19 protein-coding genes are annotated in these 20,995 nt (G+C 65.9%); 13 read left to right on the forward strand and 6 right to left on the reverse strand.

Annotated elements, in window-relative coordinates:
• Positions 1-437 precede the first annotated feature (437 nt).
• The 9 genes from tolQ to glmM all read left to right on the forward strand — a co-directional run bounded on the left by tolQ (position 438) and on the right by glmM (position 11,411).
• Entirely contained in the window at positions 438-1,163 is a 726-nt protein-coding gene (gene tolQ / locus U0C82_RS17630; protein ID WP_322189016.1) for a protein TolQ, read from the forward strand.
• Between the two features lie 93 nt (positions 1,164-1,256).
• Positions 1,257-1,712: a protein TolR gene (tolR, locus tag U0C82_RS17635; RefSeq protein ID WP_322189018.1), complete on the forward strand. Its 456-nt coding sequence runs from the start codon at positions 1,257-1,259 to the stop codon at positions 1,710-1,712.
• Positions 1,713-1,721: 9 nt separating this feature from the next.
• The gene (locus U0C82_RS17640) at positions 1,722-2,813 is read left to right on the forward strand and encodes a hypothetical protein (protein ID WP_322189020.1); all 1,092 of its coding nucleotides are present in this window, start codon (positions 1,722-1,724) and stop codon (positions 2,811-2,813) included.
• Between the two features lie 190 nt (positions 2,814-3,003).
• Complete coding sequence (gene tolB, locus U0C82_RS17645) at positions 3,004-4,305, forward strand: Tol-Pal system beta propeller repeat protein TolB (RefSeq protein ID WP_322189090.1); 1,302 nt, start codon at positions 3,004-3,006, stop codon at positions 4,303-4,305.
• 270 nt (positions 4,306-4,575) lie between these two features.
• Positions 4,576-5,118: a peptidoglycan-associated lipoprotein Pal gene (gene pal / locus U0C82_RS17650; RefSeq protein ID WP_322189021.1), complete on the forward strand. Its 543-nt coding sequence runs from the start codon at positions 4,576-4,578 to the stop codon at positions 5,116-5,118.
• A 223-nt stretch (positions 5,119-5,341) separates the two neighbouring features.
• Positions 5,342-6,247, forward strand: coding sequence for a tol-pal system protein YbgF (gene ybgF / locus U0C82_RS17655; protein ID WP_322189022.1), 906 nt, complete (start codon positions 5,342-5,344; stop codon positions 6,245-6,247).
• 16 nt (positions 6,248-6,263) lie between these two features.
• Positions 6,264-7,736, forward strand: coding sequence for a tRNA lysidine(34) synthetase TilS (gene tilS / locus U0C82_RS17660; RefSeq protein ID WP_322189023.1), 1,473 nt, complete (start codon positions 6,264-6,266; stop codon positions 7,734-7,736).
• A 93-nt stretch (positions 7,737-7,829) separates the two neighbouring features.
• A complete protein-coding gene (gene ftsH, locus U0C82_RS17665) occupies positions 7,830-9,761 on the forward strand; it encodes an ATP-dependent zinc metalloprotease FtsH (protein ID WP_322189025.1) in 1,932 nt (643 codons plus the stop codon).
• A 303-nt stretch (positions 9,762-10,064) separates the two neighbouring features.
• On the forward strand, positions 10,065-11,411 hold the full coding sequence (gene glmM / locus U0C82_RS17670; protein ID WP_322189092.1) for a phosphoglucosamine mutase: 1,347 nt from the start codon (positions 10,065-10,067) through the stop codon (positions 11,409-11,411).
• Positions 11,412-11,460: 49 nt separating this feature from the next.
• Here glmM and U0C82_RS17675 read toward each other — a convergent pair whose 3' ends face one another.
• The 3 genes from U0C82_RS17675 to U0C82_RS17685 form a co-directional block, all read right to left on the reverse strand.
• Positions 11,461-12,126, reverse strand: coding sequence for an SDR family NAD(P)-dependent oxidoreductase (locus tag U0C82_RS17675; RefSeq protein WP_322189026.1), 666 nt, complete (start codon positions 12,124-12,126; stop codon positions 11,461-11,463).
• Positions 12,127-12,445: 319 nt separating this feature from the next.
• Positions 12,446-13,477 carry an aspartate-semialdehyde dehydrogenase gene (locus tag U0C82_RS17680; protein WP_322189027.1) on the reverse strand — a complete coding sequence of 344 codons (1,032 nt, stop codon included), beginning with the start codon at positions 13,475-13,477 and terminating at the stop codon, positions 12,446-12,448.
• Between the two features lie 218 nt (positions 13,478-13,695).
• Positions 13,696-14,133, reverse strand: coding sequence for a DUF4174 domain-containing protein (locus tag U0C82_RS17685; RefSeq protein WP_322189029.1), 438 nt, complete (start codon positions 14,131-14,133; stop codon positions 13,696-13,698).
• Between the two features lie 428 nt (positions 14,134-14,561).
• Here U0C82_RS17685 and U0C82_RS17690 point away from each other — a divergent pair, with 428 nt between their 5' ends.
• The 3 genes from U0C82_RS17690 to U0C82_RS17700 all read left to right on the forward strand — a co-directional run bounded on the left by U0C82_RS17690 (position 14,562) and on the right by U0C82_RS17700 (position 17,914).
• The gene (locus U0C82_RS17690; protein ID WP_322189030.1) at positions 14,562-16,223 is read left to right on the forward strand and encodes a BCCT family transporter; all 1,662 of its coding nucleotides are present in this window, start codon (positions 14,562-14,564) and stop codon (positions 16,221-16,223) included.
• 427 nt (positions 16,224-16,650) lie between these two features.
• Positions 16,651-17,394, forward strand: a complete 744-nt coding sequence (locus U0C82_RS17695; protein ID WP_322189094.1) for a rhomboid family intramembrane serine protease — start codon at positions 16,651-16,653, stop codon at positions 17,392-17,394.
• 85 nt (positions 17,395-17,479) lie between these two features.
• Entirely contained in the window at positions 17,480-17,914 is a 435-nt protein-coding gene (locus U0C82_RS17700; RefSeq protein ID WP_322189032.1) for a CBS domain-containing protein, read from the forward strand.
• A gap of 151 nt (positions 17,915-18,065) precedes the next feature.
• On the opposite strand, the gene U0C82_RS17705 is transcribed toward U0C82_RS17700, so the two are convergent.
• From U0C82_RS17705 to folE, 3 genes are all read right to left on the reverse strand, one after another.
• On the reverse strand, positions 18,066-19,079 hold the full coding sequence (locus U0C82_RS17705; RefSeq protein ID WP_322189033.1) for a patatin-like phospholipase family protein: 1,014 nt from the start codon (positions 19,077-19,079) through the stop codon (positions 18,066-18,068).
• A 70-nt stretch (positions 19,080-19,149) separates the two neighbouring features.
• Positions 19,150-19,554, reverse strand: a complete 405-nt coding sequence (gene hisI / locus U0C82_RS17710) for a phosphoribosyl-AMP cyclohydrolase (RefSeq protein ID WP_322189034.1) — start codon at positions 19,552-19,554, stop codon at positions 19,150-19,152.
• Positions 19,555-19,564: 10 nt separating this feature from the next.
• Positions 19,565-20,188, reverse strand: a complete 624-nt coding sequence (gene folE / locus U0C82_RS17715; RefSeq protein WP_322189096.1) for a GTP cyclohydrolase I FolE — start codon at positions 20,186-20,188, stop codon at positions 19,565-19,567.
• Positions 20,189-20,515: 327 nt separating this feature from the next.
• Here folE and U0C82_RS17720 point away from each other — a divergent pair, with 327 nt between their 5' ends.
• Complete coding sequence (locus U0C82_RS17720; RefSeq protein WP_322189035.1) at positions 20,516-20,968, forward strand: iron-sulfur cluster assembly scaffold protein; 453 nt, start codon at positions 20,516-20,518, stop codon at positions 20,966-20,968.
• The last annotated feature ends 27 nt before the right edge of the window (positions 20,969-20,995 follow it).

A 20,995-nucleotide genomic window follows, 5' to 3' on the forward strand; every position in this document is an offset into this window, starting at 1 on the left:
CACACACACCCACGCATGCGCGCCCACAAAACACGCCCGCGGGCGCACGCGTGCGTCTGTACGCGTGCGTGCGTATGAGGGCGTGCGTGCGTATGCGTCTGTCTGCGGGCATGACGCGGGCGTGACGCGGGGCGACCCCTCACGACCCGCCATGCGCGCTAACGAAGCATTAACCCTACCGGGACCATAATGCGATCGACGTCGCGCCTGGGCACGCCGCCATGCTTTCACCGGATTCGAACGGATAAGGGGAAGGGCGGGCGTCGGGATCACGCAGGGTCCGGCGATCGCCGCCACGATATCGGGCGGGACGGACGATCGCACGCGATCCGGGCCGTTCGCCGGCTCTCAGGGACGACCCGGCGGCGGTGGGCGGACGACGGGACTTTGAAACGGTCGAGCTCTTATCGGGGCCGACGACGAGGGGCAGACGGATCATGGGCGAAGGCGTTATCACGGAGGGACTGCACGCGGCTGGAAGCGTGTCTCTCTGGGACCTGTTCTGGCAGGCCGGCTTCATCGTCAAGATGGTGATGGTCGGCTTGATGGTCGCCTCGGTCTGGACCTGGGCGATCATCGTCGACAAGACCCTGCGCTTTGCCGCGGTCCGCCGGCAGTTGAACAATTTCGAAAACCGGTTCTGGTCCGGCCAGTCCCTCGAGGAGCTCTACCAGTCGCTCTCCGACCGCAAGACCTCCGGCATGAGCGCGGTGTTCGTCGCGGCCATGCGGGAATGGAAAAAGAGTTTCGAGAAGGGGGCGCGCTCGCCGATCGGGCTGCAGCAGCGCATCGAGAAGGCCATGGATGTGACGCTCGCCCGCGAAATGGAAACGCTGGAATCGCGGCTCGGCTTTCTGGCGACGATCGGCTCGGCCGCACCGTTCGTCGGCCTGTTCGGAACCGTCATCGGTATCATGACGTCCTTCCAGGCGATCGCCGGATCCCAGCAGACATCGCTTGCCGTCGTCGCACCGGGCATCGCCGAGGCGCTGCTGGCCACCGCCATCGGTCTCGTCGCGGCGATCCCCGCCGTCATCGCCTACAACAAGCTGTCGGCCGACGCCGGCAAGATAGGCCTTCGCCTGGAATCGTTCGCCGACGAATTTTCCTCGATCCTGTCGCGGCAGATCGACGAGCGGCAGGCCCAGCGCCCGGCCGCCTGATCGCGCCGGCGGCCTCGCACCGGATTTCCGCACGGCGCGCAGCACCGCCGGATCCGGACAATGACGATACCGACACCTTGAAAGCAACGAACCATGGGCATGTCGACAGGAGCAGGAGGCGGGGGATCGGGCCGGCGCAGAGGCCGGGGCGGACGCCGCCGCGCGCCGATCAGCGAGATCAACGTGACGCCGATGGTCGACGTCATGCTCGTGCTTCTCATCATCTTCATGGTGGCCGCCCCCATGTTGACGGTGGGCGTGCCGATCAACCTTCCGGAAACCCAGGCCAAGGCGATCAATTCCGAGACCCAGCCGATTACGATCTCGGTGGATCAGGCCGGCACGATCTTCCTCAACGATACGCAGATCCCGGTGGACGAAGTCGTCGCGAAGCTCCAGGCCATCGCAAGTGCCGGCTATGAGGAGCGAATCTTCGTGCGCGGCGACCAGTCCGCCGATTACGGCACGGTGATGAAAGTCATGGCCCGCATTTCCGCGGCCGGTTTCCGCAATATCGGTCTCGTGACCGAACAAGAACAGAACGCGTAAGGCGCTTCCATGAAGACCGGGGTCGTCGTTTCCTCCCTCGCGCATGGGGTCTTGCTGACCTGGGGCCTCTGGGCCCTGGGCGCACCCGAACCCATGACGATCGTGGACGACAGCCTCCCCGTCGAACTGGTGTCGATCGAGGAGTTCTCGCAATCGATGCGCGGTGCGCAGGATGCGCCGATCGCCGAGACGAGCGCGCCGGAACCCACCGAGGACCGCTCCGAACCGGTGCCCGATGCCGAGAACGCCGGCGAGAACAGTGTCGATCTCGATGCGGCGCCCGCGCCCCGGCCCGCGCCGCGCGAGACGGTCCAGACCGCAGCCGCCGAACCGTCTCCCGAACCCGTGATGCCCGACCCGGTCCCCGCGCCCGAGCCCGAACCGGCGGCGGAGCCCGAGCCGGTCCCCGCACCCGAACCCGAGCCCGCGGAAGCCGAAGCCGAACCTGCGCCCCAGCCCGAGCCCGATCCCGTGTCCGAGGCGATCGAACAGGCGGTGGCCGAGCCGGAACCCGATCCGGTTCCCTCGCCGCCCCGGAACGTTCCCGTGCCGAGCACCAAGCCGAGGCCGCCCGAGCGCGTCGAGGTTGCCGAGGCACGCCGGGAGCCGCCGCCCACCGAGCCCGAGCAAACCGAAAAGCCCGAACAGCCGAAACAGGAGGCTGCGGAGGAAAAGACGTTCGACGCCGACCAGATCGCCGCGCTTCTGAACAGGGAGCAGTCGGCGGGCGGCGGCGCCAAGCGCGAAACCGAGACGGCGGCGCTCGGCGGACGCCAGACGACCGGTGCGACCCTTGCGGCCAGCGAGATCGATGCGTTGCGGCGTGCGACCAAGGAATGCTGGAACGAGCCGAGCGGCTCCTTCGGCGCCGAGGGCATCGTCGTCGAGCTCTCGTTCGAACTCGAGCCGGACGGATCCTTGAGCTCGCCGCCCCGGGCCACGGCGACGGGTGGCGATCCTGCAACACGCAGAGCTTATGAAGGCAGTGCCTCGCGTGCCGTTCGCATTTGTGCCCAACAAGGCCGTTATCGGCTGTCCGCAGAGTCTTATGACGCCTGGTCGGAGCTGACCTTCAACTTCCGCCCGGACGTTACCTACTGAAACGCGTCGGACCGAACGGCTGAACGCCGGGGTTTCGGGACACGCAATGCGCATTCGAAAGCTTTCGAGCGTCGCGACCGATCGAAGATCGGGACGATGCCGATCAACTCGCACTTGGGGCGCCGGCGACCTGGCGCGCCGAACAACCCTCAAGGGACAGGACAGAATGGACTTCTCCCGGACGAACATCATGCGGGTCCTTTCCGGGGCCCTTCTCGCACTCGCACTTGCCGCTTTCGCAGCGCTTGCGCCCGCCCAGGCGCGCGTCACGATCGACATCACCGGCGGTACCGCCAAGCCGATGCCGATCGCGATCACCGATTTCCAGTCGCAGGACGGTCTCGGCGCGCAGATTTCGAGCGTCATCGCGGCCGACCTGCAGCGATCGGGCCTGTTCGCGCCGATCGACAAGGCGGCTTTCATCCAGACCGGGCTGACCCCCGACACGTCGCCCGCGTTCCAGGACTGGACGGTGATCAACGCCCAGGCGCTCGTCGTCGGGCGCGTCGCACCGGAAGCCGACGGGCGTCTTCGCGTCGAGTTCCGTCTGTGGGACACGTTCGCCGGCCAGCAGATGGACGGGCAGCAGTTCTATGCCAATCCGAACGACTGGCGCCGGATCGCGCACATCATCGCCGATGCGATCTACAAGCAGATCACCGGCGAAAGCGGCTATTTCGACAGCCGCGTCGTGTTCGTGTCCGAGAGCGGCGGCAAGGCCGACCGGGTCAAGCGTCTTGCGATCATGGATCAGGACGGCGCCAATCTGCGCTATCTGACCGAGGGCCAGGATCTCGTCCTCACGCCGCGCTTCTCGCCGAGCCGGCAGGAAATCACCTACATGTCGTTCGGCAATGGCGAGCCCCGCGTCTACCTCCTCCAGCTCGAGACCGGACAGCGCGAGATCGTCGGCAATTTCCCCGGCATGACCTTCTCGCCGCGCTTCTCGCCCGACGGACAGAAGGTGGTGATGAGCCTCCAGCAGGACGGCAACGCCAACATCTACGCGATGGACCTGCGCTCGCGCGCGACCCAGCGTCTGACCAACACGGCGGCGATCGATACATCGCCCTCCTATTCGCCGGACGGCGGACGGATCGTCTTCGAATCCGACCGTGGCGGCCGCCAGCAGCTCTATACGATGAATGCGGACGGCTCGAACCAGCAGCGCATCTCGTTCGGCGACGGCGCCTATTCGACGCCGGTCTGGTCGCCGCGCGGCGATCTCGTCGCCTTCACCAAACAGTCGGGGGGGCAGTTCCAGATCGGCGTGATGCGTCCCGACGGTTCGGGCGAGCGCATCCTGACCTCGGGCTACCACAATGAAGGTCCGACCTGGGCTCCGAACGGCCGCGTGCTGATGTTCTTCCGCGACCAGAAGGGCGCGGGCGGACCCCAGCTGTACTCGATCGATCTTTCCGGACGCAACGAACAGAAGGTGCCGACGTCGGGCTTTGCGTCGGACCCGGCCTGGTCGCCGGTCCTGGGATAGGGGCGAGGCGCCGAGCCCGTCGCGAAGGCGCGGGCGTCCGCCGCGGCGGCGCACGCGCTTTAGCCGACCCTGAAATGTCTCGAAGATGGCTTCCGGCGAGCCCGCCGGGGCCGCGGAACCGCCATCGCGGCAGGCGCGTCCGGCAGGGATCTGCAAGCGGCGCGACGGCGAACAATAGGGGCCGACAAACCGTCGGCCTTAAGGGGGCGTTAAGCAGAAACGCGGTAAACCTCCGGTTATGAGAAACGACAGCGTTTTAAGGAGTTGGCGATGAGCCTCTCGCGCATTTTGAATATCCGCTTTGCGGTCATGCTCTTCGCCGGTCTGATGGTGGCAGGCTGCGCCAACAAGCAGGGCGCCCTGCCGGACAATGCGGCCGGTCTCGGCCTGTCCGGCGCGGGCGGCATGAACGGGGCCAACGGCCTCGGCGGTGCCGGCGGTGCCCCGGGGTCCTCGCAGGACTTCACCGTGAATGTCGGCGACCGGATCTTCTTCGAGACCGATTCCTCCGCCATCACCGCACAGGCGCAGCAGACGCTGCAGCGTCAGGCCCAGTGGCTGAACCAGTATCCGCAGTACCAGGTGACCGTCGAGGGACACTCGGACGAGCGCGGAACCCGCGAATACAATCTGGCGCTGGGGGCCCGCCGTGCCGCCGCGACCCGTGACTATCTCGCCCAGCTCGGCGTCAATGCAGGTCGCGTGCGCACCCTGTCGTTCGGCAAGGAACGTCCGGTCGCGGTCTGCGACGACATTTCCTGCTGGTCCCAGAACCGGCGTGCGGTCACCGTCCTCGGCGGGGCCGGCAGCTGAGGCGCCGATCCCGTCACGTCGAACCCGTTGCGGGCGCTTCCTTGGCGAGGCGCCCGTTTTTTATGGAAAATCGCGCCCGCACGGCACGCCAAACCCTTGATTGCCCGAAATTTGGCCAAAACTTTCCGCGAGGTGTTAAGAACCATCGCAAACCCGCGGCCGCGGCGCGCCTTGCGCGACCGTCCGGCTGGCGGAACATAGTCATCAACCGAGGAGTTCGTCCATGATCCGCCGCCCGAACCTTTTTGCGGTTCTCGCTTCGGCAGCGTTTCTGTCCGCGCCGCTTCCCGCATGGGCTTTCGCGCCCGCGGCAACGACGTTTCAGGCCGCGCCGGCGCAAGCCCGGCAAGGCGACACCGCAGGCGCTCCCGTTCTGCTTGCCCAGGCCGGCGACACGCTCTCGCGTATCCAGCGCCTCGAGGACGAGGTCCGGCGCCTCAACGGGCGTGTGGAAGAGTTGAGCTTCCAGCTGCTTCAGGCCCAGGAAGACATGCGCAAGGCGCAGGAGAACAACGAACTGCGGTTCCAGGATCTCGAACAGGGGGCCGGGGCCGGCGGCACCGGTGACGGCCTGCCCCAGCAGCGCGGCGATCTGGACACCGGCACCACGGGGGGACAAGCAGGCGGGACGCCGGATGCCGACATTGCCGCCATCATCGGCGACACCGATCTTCCGGCGGCCTCGCCGGACGTAGCGGCAACGGCACCCGTGCCGCCGTCCGACCAGCCGGTCACGCTGCCGTCCGGGGCCGCGACCGCCGTCTACGAATCGGCCTACGACCAGCTTCTGGCCGGCGACTATCAGAGCGCCGAGCAGTCGTTCCGCCAGTACGTCCAGACCTATCCGGGTTCCCCCAATGCCCCCGATGCCCAATACTGGCTGGGCGAGAGCCTTTTCCAGCAGCAGCGCTACGCCGATGCCGCCGAAGTCTTCCTGAATGCCCAGAAGGCGACGCCGGAAGCCACCAAGGCGCCGGACATGATGCTGAAGCTCGGCATGTCTCTCGCAGCGCTCGGCAACGCGGAAACGGCATGCATCACCTATCGCGAAGTCGAAAGTCGCTATCCGCAGATGAACGAAACCCTGCGCACCAAGCTCGACCAGGAGCGCAAGAGCGCCAATTGCTGATTGGCCGCGCGCCGTGATGCTCCAGACTCCGGCGGTTGCGCCGACCATCACCGCTTTCTGCGCCGGTGATCTGGAAGACCGGCTTCAGGCCGCTTGCCCGAAAATTCGTTTCGCCGATGTCCGCCATGGCTCGGAATCGCGGCTTCGGCTGCTGTGCGCCGTTTCCGGCGGAGCCGATTCTCTCGCCCTTCTCTGTCTTGCAAGCTTGCTCCCGCGCGAGCGTTTCCACGTTCTCGCCGCGACGGTCGATCACGGCCTGCGTCCCGAATCCGCGCGCGAGGCCGCTTACGTTGCGCGGATCTGCCGACAGTTCGACGTGCCCCACCGGGTTCTCGAATGGCGCGGATGGGACGGGCGGGGCAATCTGCAGGCGAAGGCCCGCACTGCGCGCTATGCGCTTCTCACCCGATGCGCGCGCATTGATGGTGCCGGGTTGATCCTGACCGCGCATCACGCGCGCGATCAACTCGAAACCATTCTCCACGCACACGAGCGCGGCGACGCGCCGTCACGGCTGGCCGGCATGCGGCCTGTGCGGGCACTCGATCCATGGACCGATCTCCTTCGCCCCTTTCTCGGCGACGAGCCGGCCCGGCTTCACGCCGTTCTCGCAAGCCACGGCATCGAGGCGGTCCGCGACCCCACGAACGAAGACGCCGTTTTCGCGCGGGTCCGTCACCGGCGGGCCATTGCGGGGATGAACGAAATGGCGGTTGGCGCCCTGCGTGCCCTCCAGCGAGAGGCCGAGCGCGCGCGAACGCGAACGGACGCGGCACTGGGCGCTTTTGTCGACGGCCTGCTGGCCGCGAAACGGCTTTGTTTCCGCGACGACGGCACGATCACGCTCGATGCGGCGGCGTTCCAGAATGGCGACGCGCCTTTGCGGGAGCGATTGCTCTCCCGCATGCTGACGGCGGCGGGCGGGGCGGCGCATCCGCCGCGGCGCGACCGGGTCGCACGGCTTGCGGACGACCTGCCGTCGGCTTGCCGCGGCCCTGACCGAACCCTTTCCGGCGCCCGCATCGCCCGCATCGGGAGCACGATCGAAATCTCGCGCGAATATGGACGTGCCGGACCAGCCGCGATCGCCGAGCCCTGGACCCGTCGCCATATCGTCTTTGACAACCGCTTCGATCTCTTCCTCACCGACGCGGAACGGGCGCTCGCCCGCGGCGGAGGCGCCGTTCTGGCGGGCTTCGGAGCGACGGCGCGCGGCGGTGCGAAGGCCAGGACGTTGCCTTGCCTCATCGCTGAGGACGGAAGGGTCCTGGTCGCCCATCCCGGCCTGCTTCGCGCAGACCGTCCGGTCGGCGGGCCGGCGGCCTTCAGCCGGATCGAGTGCCGGGTGCGCTGGCGCTGTCTCGCCGATCTTCGAGACCTGTCCGTCGGGCCGTCGGGGACCGCGGACGGACGCGTTAAGGACGCGAAGACGTTCTCTTCCCCCGGACGGTTGCCCCGCCTCGGCGACCATGCGACCAAAGCGCCGTAAAACCGCCGCTTGCCATTGGCAAGAGGAGAGGGAATACTTACCTTGCGGACAAATGCACGGGGTCCCTCCCGTGAGGCAAAGCCAGGACGACTGATGAATCAGAACTTCCGTAACTTCGCGCTATGGGCGATCATCGCCCTGCTTCTCATCGCGCTGTTCCAGCTGTTTTCCAATGGATCGCAGAACGCGAACGCGCGGGAAGTGCCGTATTCCCAGTTCCTGTCCGAAGTCGATTCCGGCCGCGTGACCTCGGTCACCATCCAGGGTCAGAAGATCACCGGCAATTACAGCGATGGCGGCCAGTCGTTCCAGACCTACGCCCCCGAAGATGCGGCCCTCGTCCCGCGCCTCGAAGCCAAGGACGTGCGCATCAGTGCGGCGCCTCCCGGGGACGACACCAATCCGATCTGGTCGATGCTCCTGTCGTTCGGACCGATCCTGCTCATTCTCGCCGTCTGGATCTTCCTGATGCGCCAGATGCAGGGCGGCGCCGGCGGCAAGGCGATGGGTTTCGGCAAGTCCAAGGCCAAGCTCCTCACCGAGGCCCATGGCCGCGTCACCTTCGCCGATGTCGCCGGCGTCGACGAGGCCAAGCAGGATCTGGAAGAGATCGTCGAGTTCCTGCGCGAGCCGCAGAAGTTCCAGCGTCTGGGCGGCAAGATCCCGCGCGGCGTGCTTCTCGTGGGCCCTCCGGGCACCGGCAAGACACTGACGGCGCGTGCGGTCGCCGGCGAGGCGGGCGTGCCCTTCTTCACCATCTCCGGTTCCGACTTCGTCGAGATGTTCGTCGGCGTGGGCGCAAGCCGCGTGCGCGACATGTTCGAACAGGCCAAGAAGAACGCGCCCTGCATCATCTTCATCGATGAGATCGACGCCGTCGGTCGTCATCGCGGTGCGGGCCTCGGGGGCGGCAATGACGAGCGCGAGCAGACGCTCAACCAGCTTCTCGTCGAGATGGACGGTTTCGAGGCGAACGAGGGCGTCATCCTCATCGCCGCCACCAACCGCCCCGACGTTCTCGATCCGGCGCTCCTGCGTCCCGGCCGTTTCGATCGCCAAGTCGTCGTGCCGAACCCGGACGTGACGGGCCGCGAGAAGATCCTCAAGGTTCATGTGCGCAACGTGCCGCTGGCACCCAATGTCGACCTGAAGACCATCGCGCGCGGCACGCCGGGCTTTTCCGGTGCCGATCTCGCCAATCTCGTCAACGAAGCCGCGCTGATGGCGGCGCGCCGCTCCAAGCGCCTCGTCACCATGCTCGAGCTGGAAGACGCCAAGGACAAGGTCATGATGGGCGCCGAGCGCCGGTCGATGGCGATGACCGAGGACGAGAAGATGCTGACGGCATATCATGAGGCCGGCCACGCGCTCGTCGGCATCCATGTTCCGGGCAACGACCCGCTGCACAAGGTGACGATCATACCGCGCGGCCGCGCGCTCGGCGTCACCATGAACCTGCCGGAGCGCGATCGCTACGGCATGCGCAAGAACGAGATGGAAGCCCGGCTCGCCATGATCTTCGGTGGCCGCGCGGCCGAGGAGATCATTTACGGGCTCGATAATGTGACCACCGGCGCGTCCAACGACATTCAGCAGGCGACCAACATGGCGCGTGCGATGGTCATGGAATACGGCATGAGCGACAAGCTCGGGCGCTTGCGCTACAAGCAGAACCAGGACGAGGTCTTCCTCGGCCATTCCGTCGCCCAGCAGCAGAACATGTCCGAGGACACGGCCAAGCTGATCGATTCGGAAGTGCGCGGCATCATCGAGGTGGCCGAGAACCGGGCGCGTCAGATCCTCAACGACCATATCGACCAGCTGCACCTGATCGCGAAGGCGCTTCTCGAATATGAGACGCTCTCGGGCAAGGAGGTCGACGACCTTCTGCACGGGCGCACGCTTTCCCGCGACATGGGCGACGACACGCCGCCGAGCCGGGGGTCGTCCTTCCCGAAGGCCGGCACCTCGCGCCCGACCAATAGCGGCGAGACCGGCGGCGGCCTGGAGCCGCAGCCCACCTGATCGCCAGTGCGATCGGATGAACTGTTCATCGAACTTTTCGAAAGGCGGTCCTTCGGGGCCGCCTTTTTCGTATGATCGTGCGCCGGCCGGAAGCGATCCCGCGCCCCGTTCACCAAGCCGCACGGATCTCCTGCGAGCTCACGCCATCCGTGTTAGATATCCCACATTGCGCGCGAAAGTCAGGCCTTCGCGGTGTTCCGCCCATGAAAGGGCGCATTCGGCGCCGCGTTGTCGGCGCGATCGAAGATATGCCGCGCGATTGCGGCCACGGCCCGCACGCGGACGACAGTTTGGAGACACATGATGGCGCGACGCTATTTCGGAACGGACGGCATTCGGGGCAGGGCGAACAGGTTCCCGATGACGCCGGAAGTGGCGTTGAAGGTCGGCATGGCCGCAGGCCTCGTCTTCCATCGCGGCAAGCACCGGCACCGCGTCGTGATCGGCAAGGATACGCGCCGCTCCTCCTACATGCTGGAAAACGCGATGGTCGCCGGCTTCACGTCGGCCGGCATGGATGTCTATCTTCTCGGGCCGATGCCGACGCCGGCCGTCGCCATGCTGACGCGCTCGCTGCGCGCCGATATCGGCGTGATGATCTCGGCATCGCATAATCCGTTCGAGGACAACGGCATCAAGCTGTTCGGACCGGACGGGTACAAGCTGTCCGACGGGATCGAGATGCAGATCGAGGCGCTGCTCGAAGAGGATATGACCCATCGCATGCCGACGGGCGCGGACATGGGCCGCGCGACGCGCATCGACGGCGTCCACGACCGCTATATCGAATTCGCCAAGCGGACTTTGCCCCGGGAAATCTCGTTCGACGGCATGCGCATCGTCATCGATTGCGCCAACGGCGCCGGCTACGACGTCGCGCCCAAGGTTCTCTGGGAGCTCGGCGGCGACGTCGTCGCCATCGGCACCAACCCCGATGGCACCAACATCAACCGGGATTGCGGATCGACCTCGCCCGCCGCGCTCAGCGCCAAGGTGCGCGAAGTGCGCGCCGATATCGGCATCGCGCTCGACGGCGACGCCGACCGGGTGCTGATCGTCGACGAGCGCGGCGAGATCGTCGACGGCGACCAGCTGATGGCGGTGATCGCGGAAAGCTGGAACGAGGACGGGCGCCTTGCGGCCGGCGGCATCGTCGCCACCATCATGTCCAATCTCGGGCTGGAGCGGTTCCTCGAAACCCAGAACCTGCTTCTCGCCCGCACCAAGGTCGGGGATCGCTACGTCGTCGAGCACATGCGTGAACATGGCTACAATGTCGGCGGCGAGCAGTCCGGCCATATCGTCCTGTCGGATTTCGGAACGACCGGCGACGGGCTGATTTCGGCGTTGCAGGTGCTGGCGGTGGTCAAGCAGAAGGGCGGCAAGGTCTCCGAGGTCTGCCGCCGCTTCGAGCCCGTGCCGCAATTCCTGAAGAATGTCCGCTTCGGCGGGGGCACGCCCCTCGACCGGGACGAGGTGAAGTCCGTGATCGAGACCGGCCGCAACCGTCTCGGCAATTCGGGCCGCCTCGTCATCCGCCCCTCCGGCACCGAGCCGCTCATCCGGGTCATGGCCGAGGGCGACGACCCGCGCATGGTGGAAGACGTGGTCGACGACATTGTCGGCGCGCTGAAGGCCGTCGCCGCCTGAGACCGCGCATGAGACGGAAGACGGCCCTGGAGACCGGCGCCGCCGATCCTCACCAGGCGATCGGCTTGCCGTTCTGGTCCCAGAACGAGCCGCTGTCTTCGGGCCCGTGCGCCATCAGCGTCCTGACGAGATTGTCCGCCGCTGTGGCGGCATCGACGGTCGCATGGTGGTCCTGGAAGTCCGCCGTGAACGGCGTTTCGACCGTGCCGGGATGAAGCGCGAGAAGCGTCGCGCGGGCGTGGGTTCGTCTCAGCTCGATCGCCGCCGTCCGGATCAACTGGTTCAGCGCCGCCTTCGACGCCCGGTAGGCGTACCAGCCGCCCAGGCCATTGTCGCCTATCGACCCGATGCGCGCCGACAGCACCCCGATCCGCACCGCGCGTTCGCGTGCGAGCGTCGGCACGAGATGTTTCAGGACGAGAAGCGGCCCGGCCGCATTGATCGCGAACAGAGCCGCAAGCTCCGCCGGATCGCAGTCGCCGAGCTTCTTCTCCGGCCTGTCACGGTGCGCGGTCAGAACGCCGGTCGCGACGAACACCCGGTCGAACGCCCCGTCGAGGCGCGAGATCGCGCGCACGATGCTCGCCTCGTCGCTCACGTCCAGACCATCGGCCCGGCGCGACAGCTGAACGACCTCGCCATCCTTCGCGCAGCGCTCCGCGAGCGCCTGACCGATGCCGCCGGACGCGCCGATGATGAGGGTTCTGAACGCCATGGCGCATGTCTCCGATCGGTGGGCTTCCGCATCGGCCCAAATCGGACTCGACTTTCGGGAAAGCCCAGGGCGTGAAATCGAGAGGCCGACTGGCGCATCGTGCGCCTGAATGGATGCACGATGCGCCAGAGACGGAACCATGGCGCCGACGGGTCAGGCGGGGCGGGTCGGGCTCAAAAGGGCCGGCCCGTGAAAGACGTTCGATCGCCGCGGCAGCGCCTGACGAACCTGACGAGCAGCTCTCGTCCGCGCGAGAAAGATCGCCCGGCGCGTTCAACCCGCCGGGCTTCGTTCGATCCGCAGGGTCCGACTTTCGCCGTCAGGCCGCCGCGCGGTTGTTGAGGTAGCCGCGTTCGATGAGGAGTTCGGCGATCTGGATCGTGTTGAGCGCCGCGCCCTTGCGCAGATTGTCCGAGACCACCCAGATGTTGAGGCCGTTGTCGAGGGTCTGGTCCTCGCGGATTCGGGAGATGAAGGTGGCGTCGTCGCCGGCGCACTCGATCGGGGTGACGTAGCCGCCATCCTCGCGCTTGTCGACGACGAGGCAGCCCGGCGCCTCGCGCAGGATGTCGCGGGCTTCGTCCGCGGTGATCGGGTTCTCGAACTCGATGTTGACGGCTTCCGAATGGCCGACGAACACCGGCACGCGAACCGCGGTGCAGGTGACCTTGATCTTCGGGTCGAGCATCTTCTTGGTCTCGGCCATCACCTTCCACTCTTCCTTGGTCGAGCCGTCTTCCATGAAGTCGTCGATGTGCGGGATGACGTTGAAGGCGATGCGCTTGGTGAAGCGCTGAGCCTCGACGGGATCGGCGACGAAGACGGCGCGCGACTGCTTGAACAGCTCGTCCATGCCGTCCTTGCCGGCGCCCGACACCGACTGGTAGGTCGAGACGACGACGCGCTTGATCTTGGCGAAATCGTGCAGCGGCTTCAGCGCGACGACGAGCTGCGCGGTCGAGCAGTTCGGGTTGGCGATGATGTTCTTCTTGGAGTAGCCGGCGATCGCGTCCGGGTTCACCTCGGGAACGATGAGCGGCACGTCCTGATCGTAGCGCCAGGCCGAGGAATTGTCGATGACGATGCAGCCTTGCGCGGCGATCTTCGGGCTCATCTCCTTGGAGACGGTGCCGCCGGCGCTCATCAGGCAGAGATCGGTATCGGAGAAGTCGTAGCCGTCGAGGTGCTTCACCTTCAGCGTCTTGTCGCCGAAGGAGACTTCCTGGTTCACCGACCGACGCGAGGCGAGCGCCACGACGGAATCGGCCGGGAAGTTGCGTTCGGCGAGAATCGACAGCATTTCGCGCCCGACATTGCCGGTGGCGCCTGCGATCGCGATTTTGTAACCCATGGGGTTTCGACCTTTTCGCTCTCCCCGACACGGATCGAATACGCTTCTCCACCACCCCGGGGGAGACGAGCGGGGTGGGGCGTCAGCTAATCGACGATTTTGTCTTGGAGCGTATGGTCATGATGGCGGGAGGTATGGGATGGGGCGTCGAAAATGTCAATTGCCACGCTCCGCACGGCGCGGGGCATCACGTGTCTCGCGCGGCCGCCGGGGCCTTCTCAGCCGCCGGTCCGCATTTCGCGCATCCGCATGGGCATGCCGTCGACCTGATCGAAGATTTCGGCCGGATCGATCGCGTGCGTCCACCGGTTCTTCTCGTCGCCGTCCTTGCCGACGAGGATCACGGCGAACGCGCCCGGATCTATACCATAGGCGGCGCGCAAGGCCGCGTTCCCGGCGCCGGGTTTTGGCTGCCCCGATAGCATCGAGGGACGTGTCCGCGACGCCAGAACAAGGAGGACGGCCATGTCCCGGGTCTCGAGGCCTGCCATCGCCGCGTCAAAAGTTGCGAGCTGGCGCGTGACATCGCGGCCGGCGAGATCCGGCGCGAAGACCAGAAGCGGCCGCGCATTCCAGCGATAGGGCTCGAGCGGTCCTGCAAGGGCAGGGGCGAGGGTGGCTGCGAGGAACACGGCCGATAGCAAAACCTGTTTCATGCGGTGACAAGGTGGGGCGAGCGGCGATCGGTTCCAGTCGCGGCGACGCTCGGGTACATGGGGTGGACAGGCGGGACCATCGCAACGCCGCTCAACGCAAAAACGGGCCGGCATGGCGCCGACCCGTTTGTCTCTTGCGGTGTTGCGGCGGGCGCTCAGTAGCGGCGCGGGCCACGGCGGCTCGAACCGCGTCCGGTGATCTTCTTCGTCACCCAGCCCATGAAGAGCGCTTTCAGAATGCTGCGGATCATCGGTCTATCCTCGTATCGATGTGTCGAACACATTTGCTTTGATCGAACAATGCGCAAGACCGTCAAACGGTTGCATGGGGCCGGGTCGGAACAAAAGCGGGCGCGCCGTTTGAAACCTCGCGAAACCGTCTATCTGACGGTGCAGCCTTTCCGCGATGATCAAAGGAGCCCTCATTCATGGCCGATAAAGAACCGCGCCTCAGCGTGAAGACACAAAGGCTCGGGCCGTTTCCCCATGTGAGCGTCCCCGTGTTCGTCGCTTCCGCGGTTCTGATCGTCGGCTTCATCATCTTCGGCGCGTTCTTCACCGACCTTGCGGAATCGGTGTTTCCCTGGCTGCAGAAGGAGATCGTCAACAGGTTCGGCTGGATGTTCGTCCTCGTCACGAACGCCGCGTTGATCCTGATGTTCTACCTGGCGTTCAGCCGGTTCGGCGATATCCGTCTCGGCGCCCAGACCGACCGGGCCGAGTACGACTTCTTCTCCTGGATGGCGATGCTGTTTTCGGCCGGCATCGGCGTCGGGCTCCTGTACTGGGGAACGGCCGAGCCGCTGACCCATTTCTACAATCCGCCGCTGGAGGCCGCCGAATCCGTGGCCGCAGCCAAGGAGGCGATGGTCCTGTCCTTCCTGCACTGGGGCCTGCACGGCTGGGCGATCTACGGCGTCGTCGGCCTGTCCCTTGCCTACTTCCACTATCGCCACGGTCTGCCGCTCTCGATCCGTTCGGCCTTCTATCCGCTGATCGGGCGGCGGATCTACGGGCCGATCGGCCATGTGGTCGATACGCTCGCCGTGTTCGGCACCATGTTCGGCATCGTCACCACGCTCGGGCTGGGCGTGATCCAGCTGAATGACGGAATGGCGACCCTTTTCGGCATTCCGAACACCGCGTTCGTGCAGATCGTCATCATCGCCGGCGTCACGGCGCTTGCCGCCCTTTCGGTGATGATGGGGCTGGACGACGGCATCCGGCGCCTGTCCGCCTTCAACATCTGGCTCACCTTCGGCCTGCTCCTCTTCGTGGTGGTCTTCGGGCCGACCTTGTTCATACTGGACAGCTTCCTTCAGAACGTCGGCAACTATGCCCAGGACCTGATCTATTTCAGCACTTGGACGGAAGCCTATACCGAACTCGACTGGCAGGTGAACTGGACCATGTTCTATTGGGCATGGTGGATTTCCTGGTCGCCCTTCGTCGGCATCTTCATCGCGCGCATCTCGCGCGGCCGCACCATTCGCGAGTTCATCCTCGGCGTTCTCTTCGTGCCCACCTCGATCCTGTTCTTCTGGTTCACCGCGTTCGGCGGCGTGGCGGTGGAGATGGAGCTTCAGGGCAATCCCGGTCTCATCGAGGCGGCGAAGGACAGCTACGGCAACGCCATCTTCGTTCTGATGGAGTCCTATCCGATGACCTCGATCGTCCACGGACTGATCTTGATCATGATCGTCGTCTGGTTCGTCACCTCGTCGGATTCTGGGAGCTTCGTCATCGACATGCTGACCGCCGGGGGGCACGACGATCCGCCGAAGTCCCAGCGCCTGTTCTGGGCCTCGTCCGAGGGTGCGGTCGCCGCAATCCTCTTGGCCGCCGGCGGACTGACGGCGCTTCAGGCCGCCGCGGTGATCGCCGGCTTCCCGTTCGCCTTCGTGGTCGTCCTCATGATGTGGGGTCTTGTGCGGGCGCTCGGCCGGGACAAGCTGGCGATCTACCGCAACGAGGCCTGGTACCGGACCGAGGCCGAGTCGGAGGCGGCGACGCCGAGCCCCTTCGTCGACGAAAAGCTCCTCAAGGGTCCGCCCCGGCTCCTGTCGAAGGGTGAGCAGCCGGCGGAATGATCATGCAGCCCGAGAAGCAGAGGTCGCGCCGGGCGAGGCGATCGCCCGGCGTTCCGGCACGAGAAAGCCGACTTGCGACCCGTTCCGCCGCGCGGTCGGTCTGCCCGTGAAGCGGGTCCCCCGCCTGCGACACAAGGCGCGTTAACAATAGATTAGGAAACGCTTTGCGGCAGCGCGGGCGGCAGGCTATCAGTCGTTCGGGACAAGACGGTTCTGGATCTGCAGCACGGATCGCACTGCCGGGGAGACTGACCTCGACCTCGACGGAAAACTTGCAGGCCGCCAGCGCGTCAAAGATCGCGAGGGCGGCCTTTTTTTCGTGTTCCGCTGTCTTCGAAGACAAGCGCAGATGGACGAAATGCCGGATGCCACTTTCAGCCCGGCGCACTAACTTCGTGTCTCACCGACAAGAGCTGGATTGATCCAAGTGACGCCGCAACCCGACCCCTATCAGCCGATCCGCCGCACCCGCCCGCCCGCCATCAACGCGCCGGGGGTCGTCCTGGCGCTGATCGCGCTGCTCGTCGTGGTGCATCTCTTCCGCGTCTATCTCTCAAGTCCCGCGACCGCGAACTGGCTCATCCTGAATCTCAGCTTCATCCCGGGCTGCTACGGCCTTCTGGACGAGGTCTGCACGATCCGCTCGCCCGGCGCCGATCTGTGGACGCCGGCAAGCTACATGCTGCTGCATGGCGACGCCCTGCATGTCGGCTTGAACAGTCTTTGGCTGCTCGTCTTCGGCACGCCTGTCGCGCGGCGTCTGGGCGCGCAACGATTCATGGCTTTCTCGGTCGCCGGATCGGTTGCCGGTGCGCTCCTGTTCTTTCTGGCCAATCCGTCGCTCGTCGCGCCGGTGATCGGCGCCTCCGGGGCGGTCTCCGCCCTGATGGGCGGCGCGAGCCGCTTCGCCCTGCCGCGCTCGGGCGGCGCCGGTTTCATGCGGGCGCGCACCGATTTGCCGCTGGAACCGATCCGCTCCTGCCTGACCAACCGGACGGTGCTGGTCTTCGTCGCCGTGTTCTTCGCGACGAACCTCCTGTTCTCGACCGGTCTCGGCGGCGCGTTCGGCCCCGGCAACGTGGCATGGGAAGCCCATCTCGGCGGCTTCGTCTTCGGCTTCCTGGGCTTTGCCCTCTTCGACCGGCGCAACGGCCGGACGAGCCAACTTTGACCTTGCTTCAAATGCCCACTTGCGGCCACGGCCAACCCATCGCACGATAGCGCACGCAGGAGCGATGCAGCCGAGGAGGGATGGCATGACGATCAAACGCATTCTGGAGGAAAAGGGCCGCGATGTGACGACCCTCGGGTCCGATGTCACGCTGGCGCAGGTGGCCGAGATTCTTTCGGAAAAGCGGATCGGCGCGATCGTTCTCCTAGAGAATGACGGCAGCATCGCGGGCATCGTCTCGGAGCGCGATATCGTTCGCGTCGTCGGTCGCAGCGGACCCGACAGCCTGAAGCAGTCGGTGAAGGACGCCATGACGCCGAAGGTGGTGACCTGCAGCGAGGATCTGACCGTCGATCAGGCTTTGATGCTGATGACCGAGCGCCGCTTCCGCCATTTGCCGGTGACCGACGAAAACGGCAGCCTGTGCGGTTTCATCTCGATCGGCGACGTCGTCAAACGCAAGATTTCCGATGCCGAGGCCGAAGCCAGCCAGATGCGGGATTACATCCACACGACCTGATCGGATCGATCATGGCGGCTCTTCGGGTGCGTTCCGGGGCGCCGGATGACGACGGGACGGTCCGTCGCCGGAATCGACCCCGGACCCGGCCTTGATGACTCCCCCCCTCGATCCCGGACGGCACGTGGTGCGGGGCGGCGAAGCCGTGGCCTCAGCCGCGCAGGGAAGCGACTTCCTCGGCGATCTGCCGGATTTCGCTGATGCGCGCGGTCGCGGCCTCGTAGCCGATCTCGATGGCTTCGCCGGCGCGGTGGAATTCCGACAGTCCGATATCCCGCACGCGCGGGCTGACCGTGAGGTCCGGCGGATCGCCCGCAAGGCGCGAGCGCGAGATCCGGTCCTGGATGATGTTGAAGGCATCGACCATGGAACGGATGACACCGAAATTCTCGCGTCTCGCCGCCATCTCGCGATTGCGTCGGTCGACCTGTTCGGACGGCGCGTCGTCCCGGTCCTCGCACGCAGCCAGGCGCACGACCGCGGCGCGGCCATAGAGATCGTGGTGGAGATTGACGGCGACGACGAGGCGCTCCTCCATGGTGCGGCAGACATTGGCGGGCACGGGATTGACGAGCGCGCCGTCGAGCAGCCGCCGGCCAGCGCAATCGACCGGTTCGAACACGCCGGGCAGAGCGTAGGAGGCGCGCATGGCCAGGACCAGCGGGCCGCTGTCGATCCATATCTCGTGACCGGAGCGGGCGTCGGTCGCGACCGCGATGAACGGCTTGGAAAGGCTCTCGACCTTGAAGCCTTCCAGCGACTGGGTGAGGCGGTTCGACAGCCGCATACCGCGAATGAGCCCGCTTCCGCCCATCTGGAAGTCGAGAAAACGGAACATGCCGCGCCGCGTCAGGGATCTGGCGAAATGTTCCAGTTCGTCGAGCTTGCCGGCCAGGTAGCATCCGCCCACCAACGCGCCGATGGAGGTTCCGGCGATCATGGAGATCGGAACGTTCGCCTCGTCGAGGGCGCGGATGACGCCGATATGCGCCCAGCCCCGCGCCGCGCCGCCGCCGAGCGCGAGGGCGATGCCCCTGCGGTCGTCCTTGCGCCGCTTCGGCGTGTCGACCGGCGGCTCAAGGTCCGAAACCTTGCCATCCGGGCGGCCATCCTCGACGGGAAGCGGTTCGGCCTGTTCGCGCCAGCTCAAGACTTTCGGCAGCATCGTTTCGCTTGCAACCTCGTTGGTTCGCCCGACGAAAGGTGCCGGATCCCGAGCCTAGCAAAGGGAACTTTCACGAAATTGAAGGAATGAGCTTTCGATTCTGTAAATCGAGTTTGCGGTAGAAACAGGTCGTGCGACCGGTGTGGCACGTATCGTCCGGCTTGGCGCAGGTGACGCTCAGCCAGACCGCGTCCTGGTCGCAATCGACGTGGATCGCCCGGACGCTCTGCAGCGCGCCGGAGGTTTCGCCCTTCTTCCACAAGCTTTGGCGCGAGCGCGACCAGTAATGGGCGATGCCGGTCTCGAGGGTCCGGTCGAGCGCTTCGGCGTTCATGTGCGCGACCATCAACGGACCGCCGGTCGCGTGATCGGTCACCACCGCGGTGACGAGACCGCTCGCGTCGAAGCGCGGGCGGAAGGTCTCGCCTTCTTCCTGTTCACTGGGGCCGGCGGGGCTTTCGAAGAGAACGACCATGGGGCTTCGATCAGCTCGACTGGCCGGACAGCTTCATGAAGCGCCGGGTCAGTTCCTTGTCGGTCTTGAACTGGCCGTTGAACGCCGTCGTTATGGTCGTCGCATCGCGCGAGCGGATGCCGCGCATGGACATGCAGAGATGCTCGGCTTCGATCATCACGGCGACTCCGGCCGGCTGGAGCAGGCGTTGCATGGCATCGGCGATCTGCGCCGTCATGGATTCCTGCGTCTGCAGCCTTCGACCGTAGATATCGACGAGACGCGCGATTTTCGACAGGCCGAGGACCCTGCCGTTCGGCACGTAGGCGACGTGCGCCTTGCCGATGATCGGCACCATGTGGTGCTCGCAATGGGAGTGAAAGTCGATGTCCTTCACGAGAACCATGTCCTCGTAGCCGGACACGTCCTCGAAGGTACGCCCGAGCACGTCGGCGGCGTCCTGCGCATAGCCGCCGAACAGCTCGCCATAGGCCTTGACGACGCGGGCCGGGGTTTCGAGCAGTCCCTCGCGGGTCGGATCCTCGCCCATCCAGCGCAGCAGCGTGCGCACGGCGGCTTCGGCCTCCGCCCGATCGGGACGATCGTCGGCCTCGATGCCCGAGCGCTCGGGAAACTGCTTCACCACGGCTTCCATCGCGGTCTTCTCCCTGAAATGCGGAATCCTGGCGGCGACCCAGACGGAGTGCACGTCGGGCGCCTCGTGGGTCGGGACCAGCAGCTTCGTCTTGTCGTCCTTGGCCACGCCGCCTCCAGTTCCGCCAGTGTCTGCCTGGTGTTCGGTCCGCTCGGGCGCGGCGTTTCAGCCTCCCCCGAGCGGAAACGGATCGACACCTTTCGACCCTTCATCATCGCGCCTATATAATTGTCCGGATCGCCGATTGATAGAGAAGAAACGTGCGCGGCTGAAGGTTGCCGTGCAAACGCGCCGGCGGCGGGCGAGAACGACAAGCAGGTTCGCATCATGATCGACGACGTCTACAATGCCCGCATCCTCGACCTGGCCGGCAATATTCCGCGCACCGGACGGCTCGAGGCCCCGGATGCGAGCGCCACCGCTCACTCCAAGCTGTGCGGCTCGACGGTGATCGTCGATCTGACGCTGTCGGACGGCGCGGTGTCGGATTTTGCCCATGAGGTGAAGGCCTGCGCGCTCGGGCAGGCCTCGTCCTCCGTCATGGCCCGCAACATCATCGGTGCGACGCCGGACGAGCTTCGAGCCGTTCGCGAGACGATGCGCGCCATGTTGAAGGAGAACGGGCCGGCGCCCGAGGGGCGTTTTTCGGACCTGAAATATCTGGAGCCCGTGCGCGAGTACAAGGCTCGCCACGCCTCGACGCTCCTGACATTCGACGCCGTCGTCGATGCCCTCGACCAGATCGAGAAGGGCGCGGCGAAGGAAACCGCCGCAGCTTGAGATGCGGGCAACCGTCTGCAGCCTGCG

It is taken from the genome of Fulvimarina uroteuthidis, assembly GCF_034321785.1.
In the GTDB taxonomy this organism is placed as follows: Bacteria; Pseudomonadota; Alphaproteobacteria; order Rhizobiales; family Rhizobiaceae; genus Fulvimarina; species Fulvimarina uroteuthidis.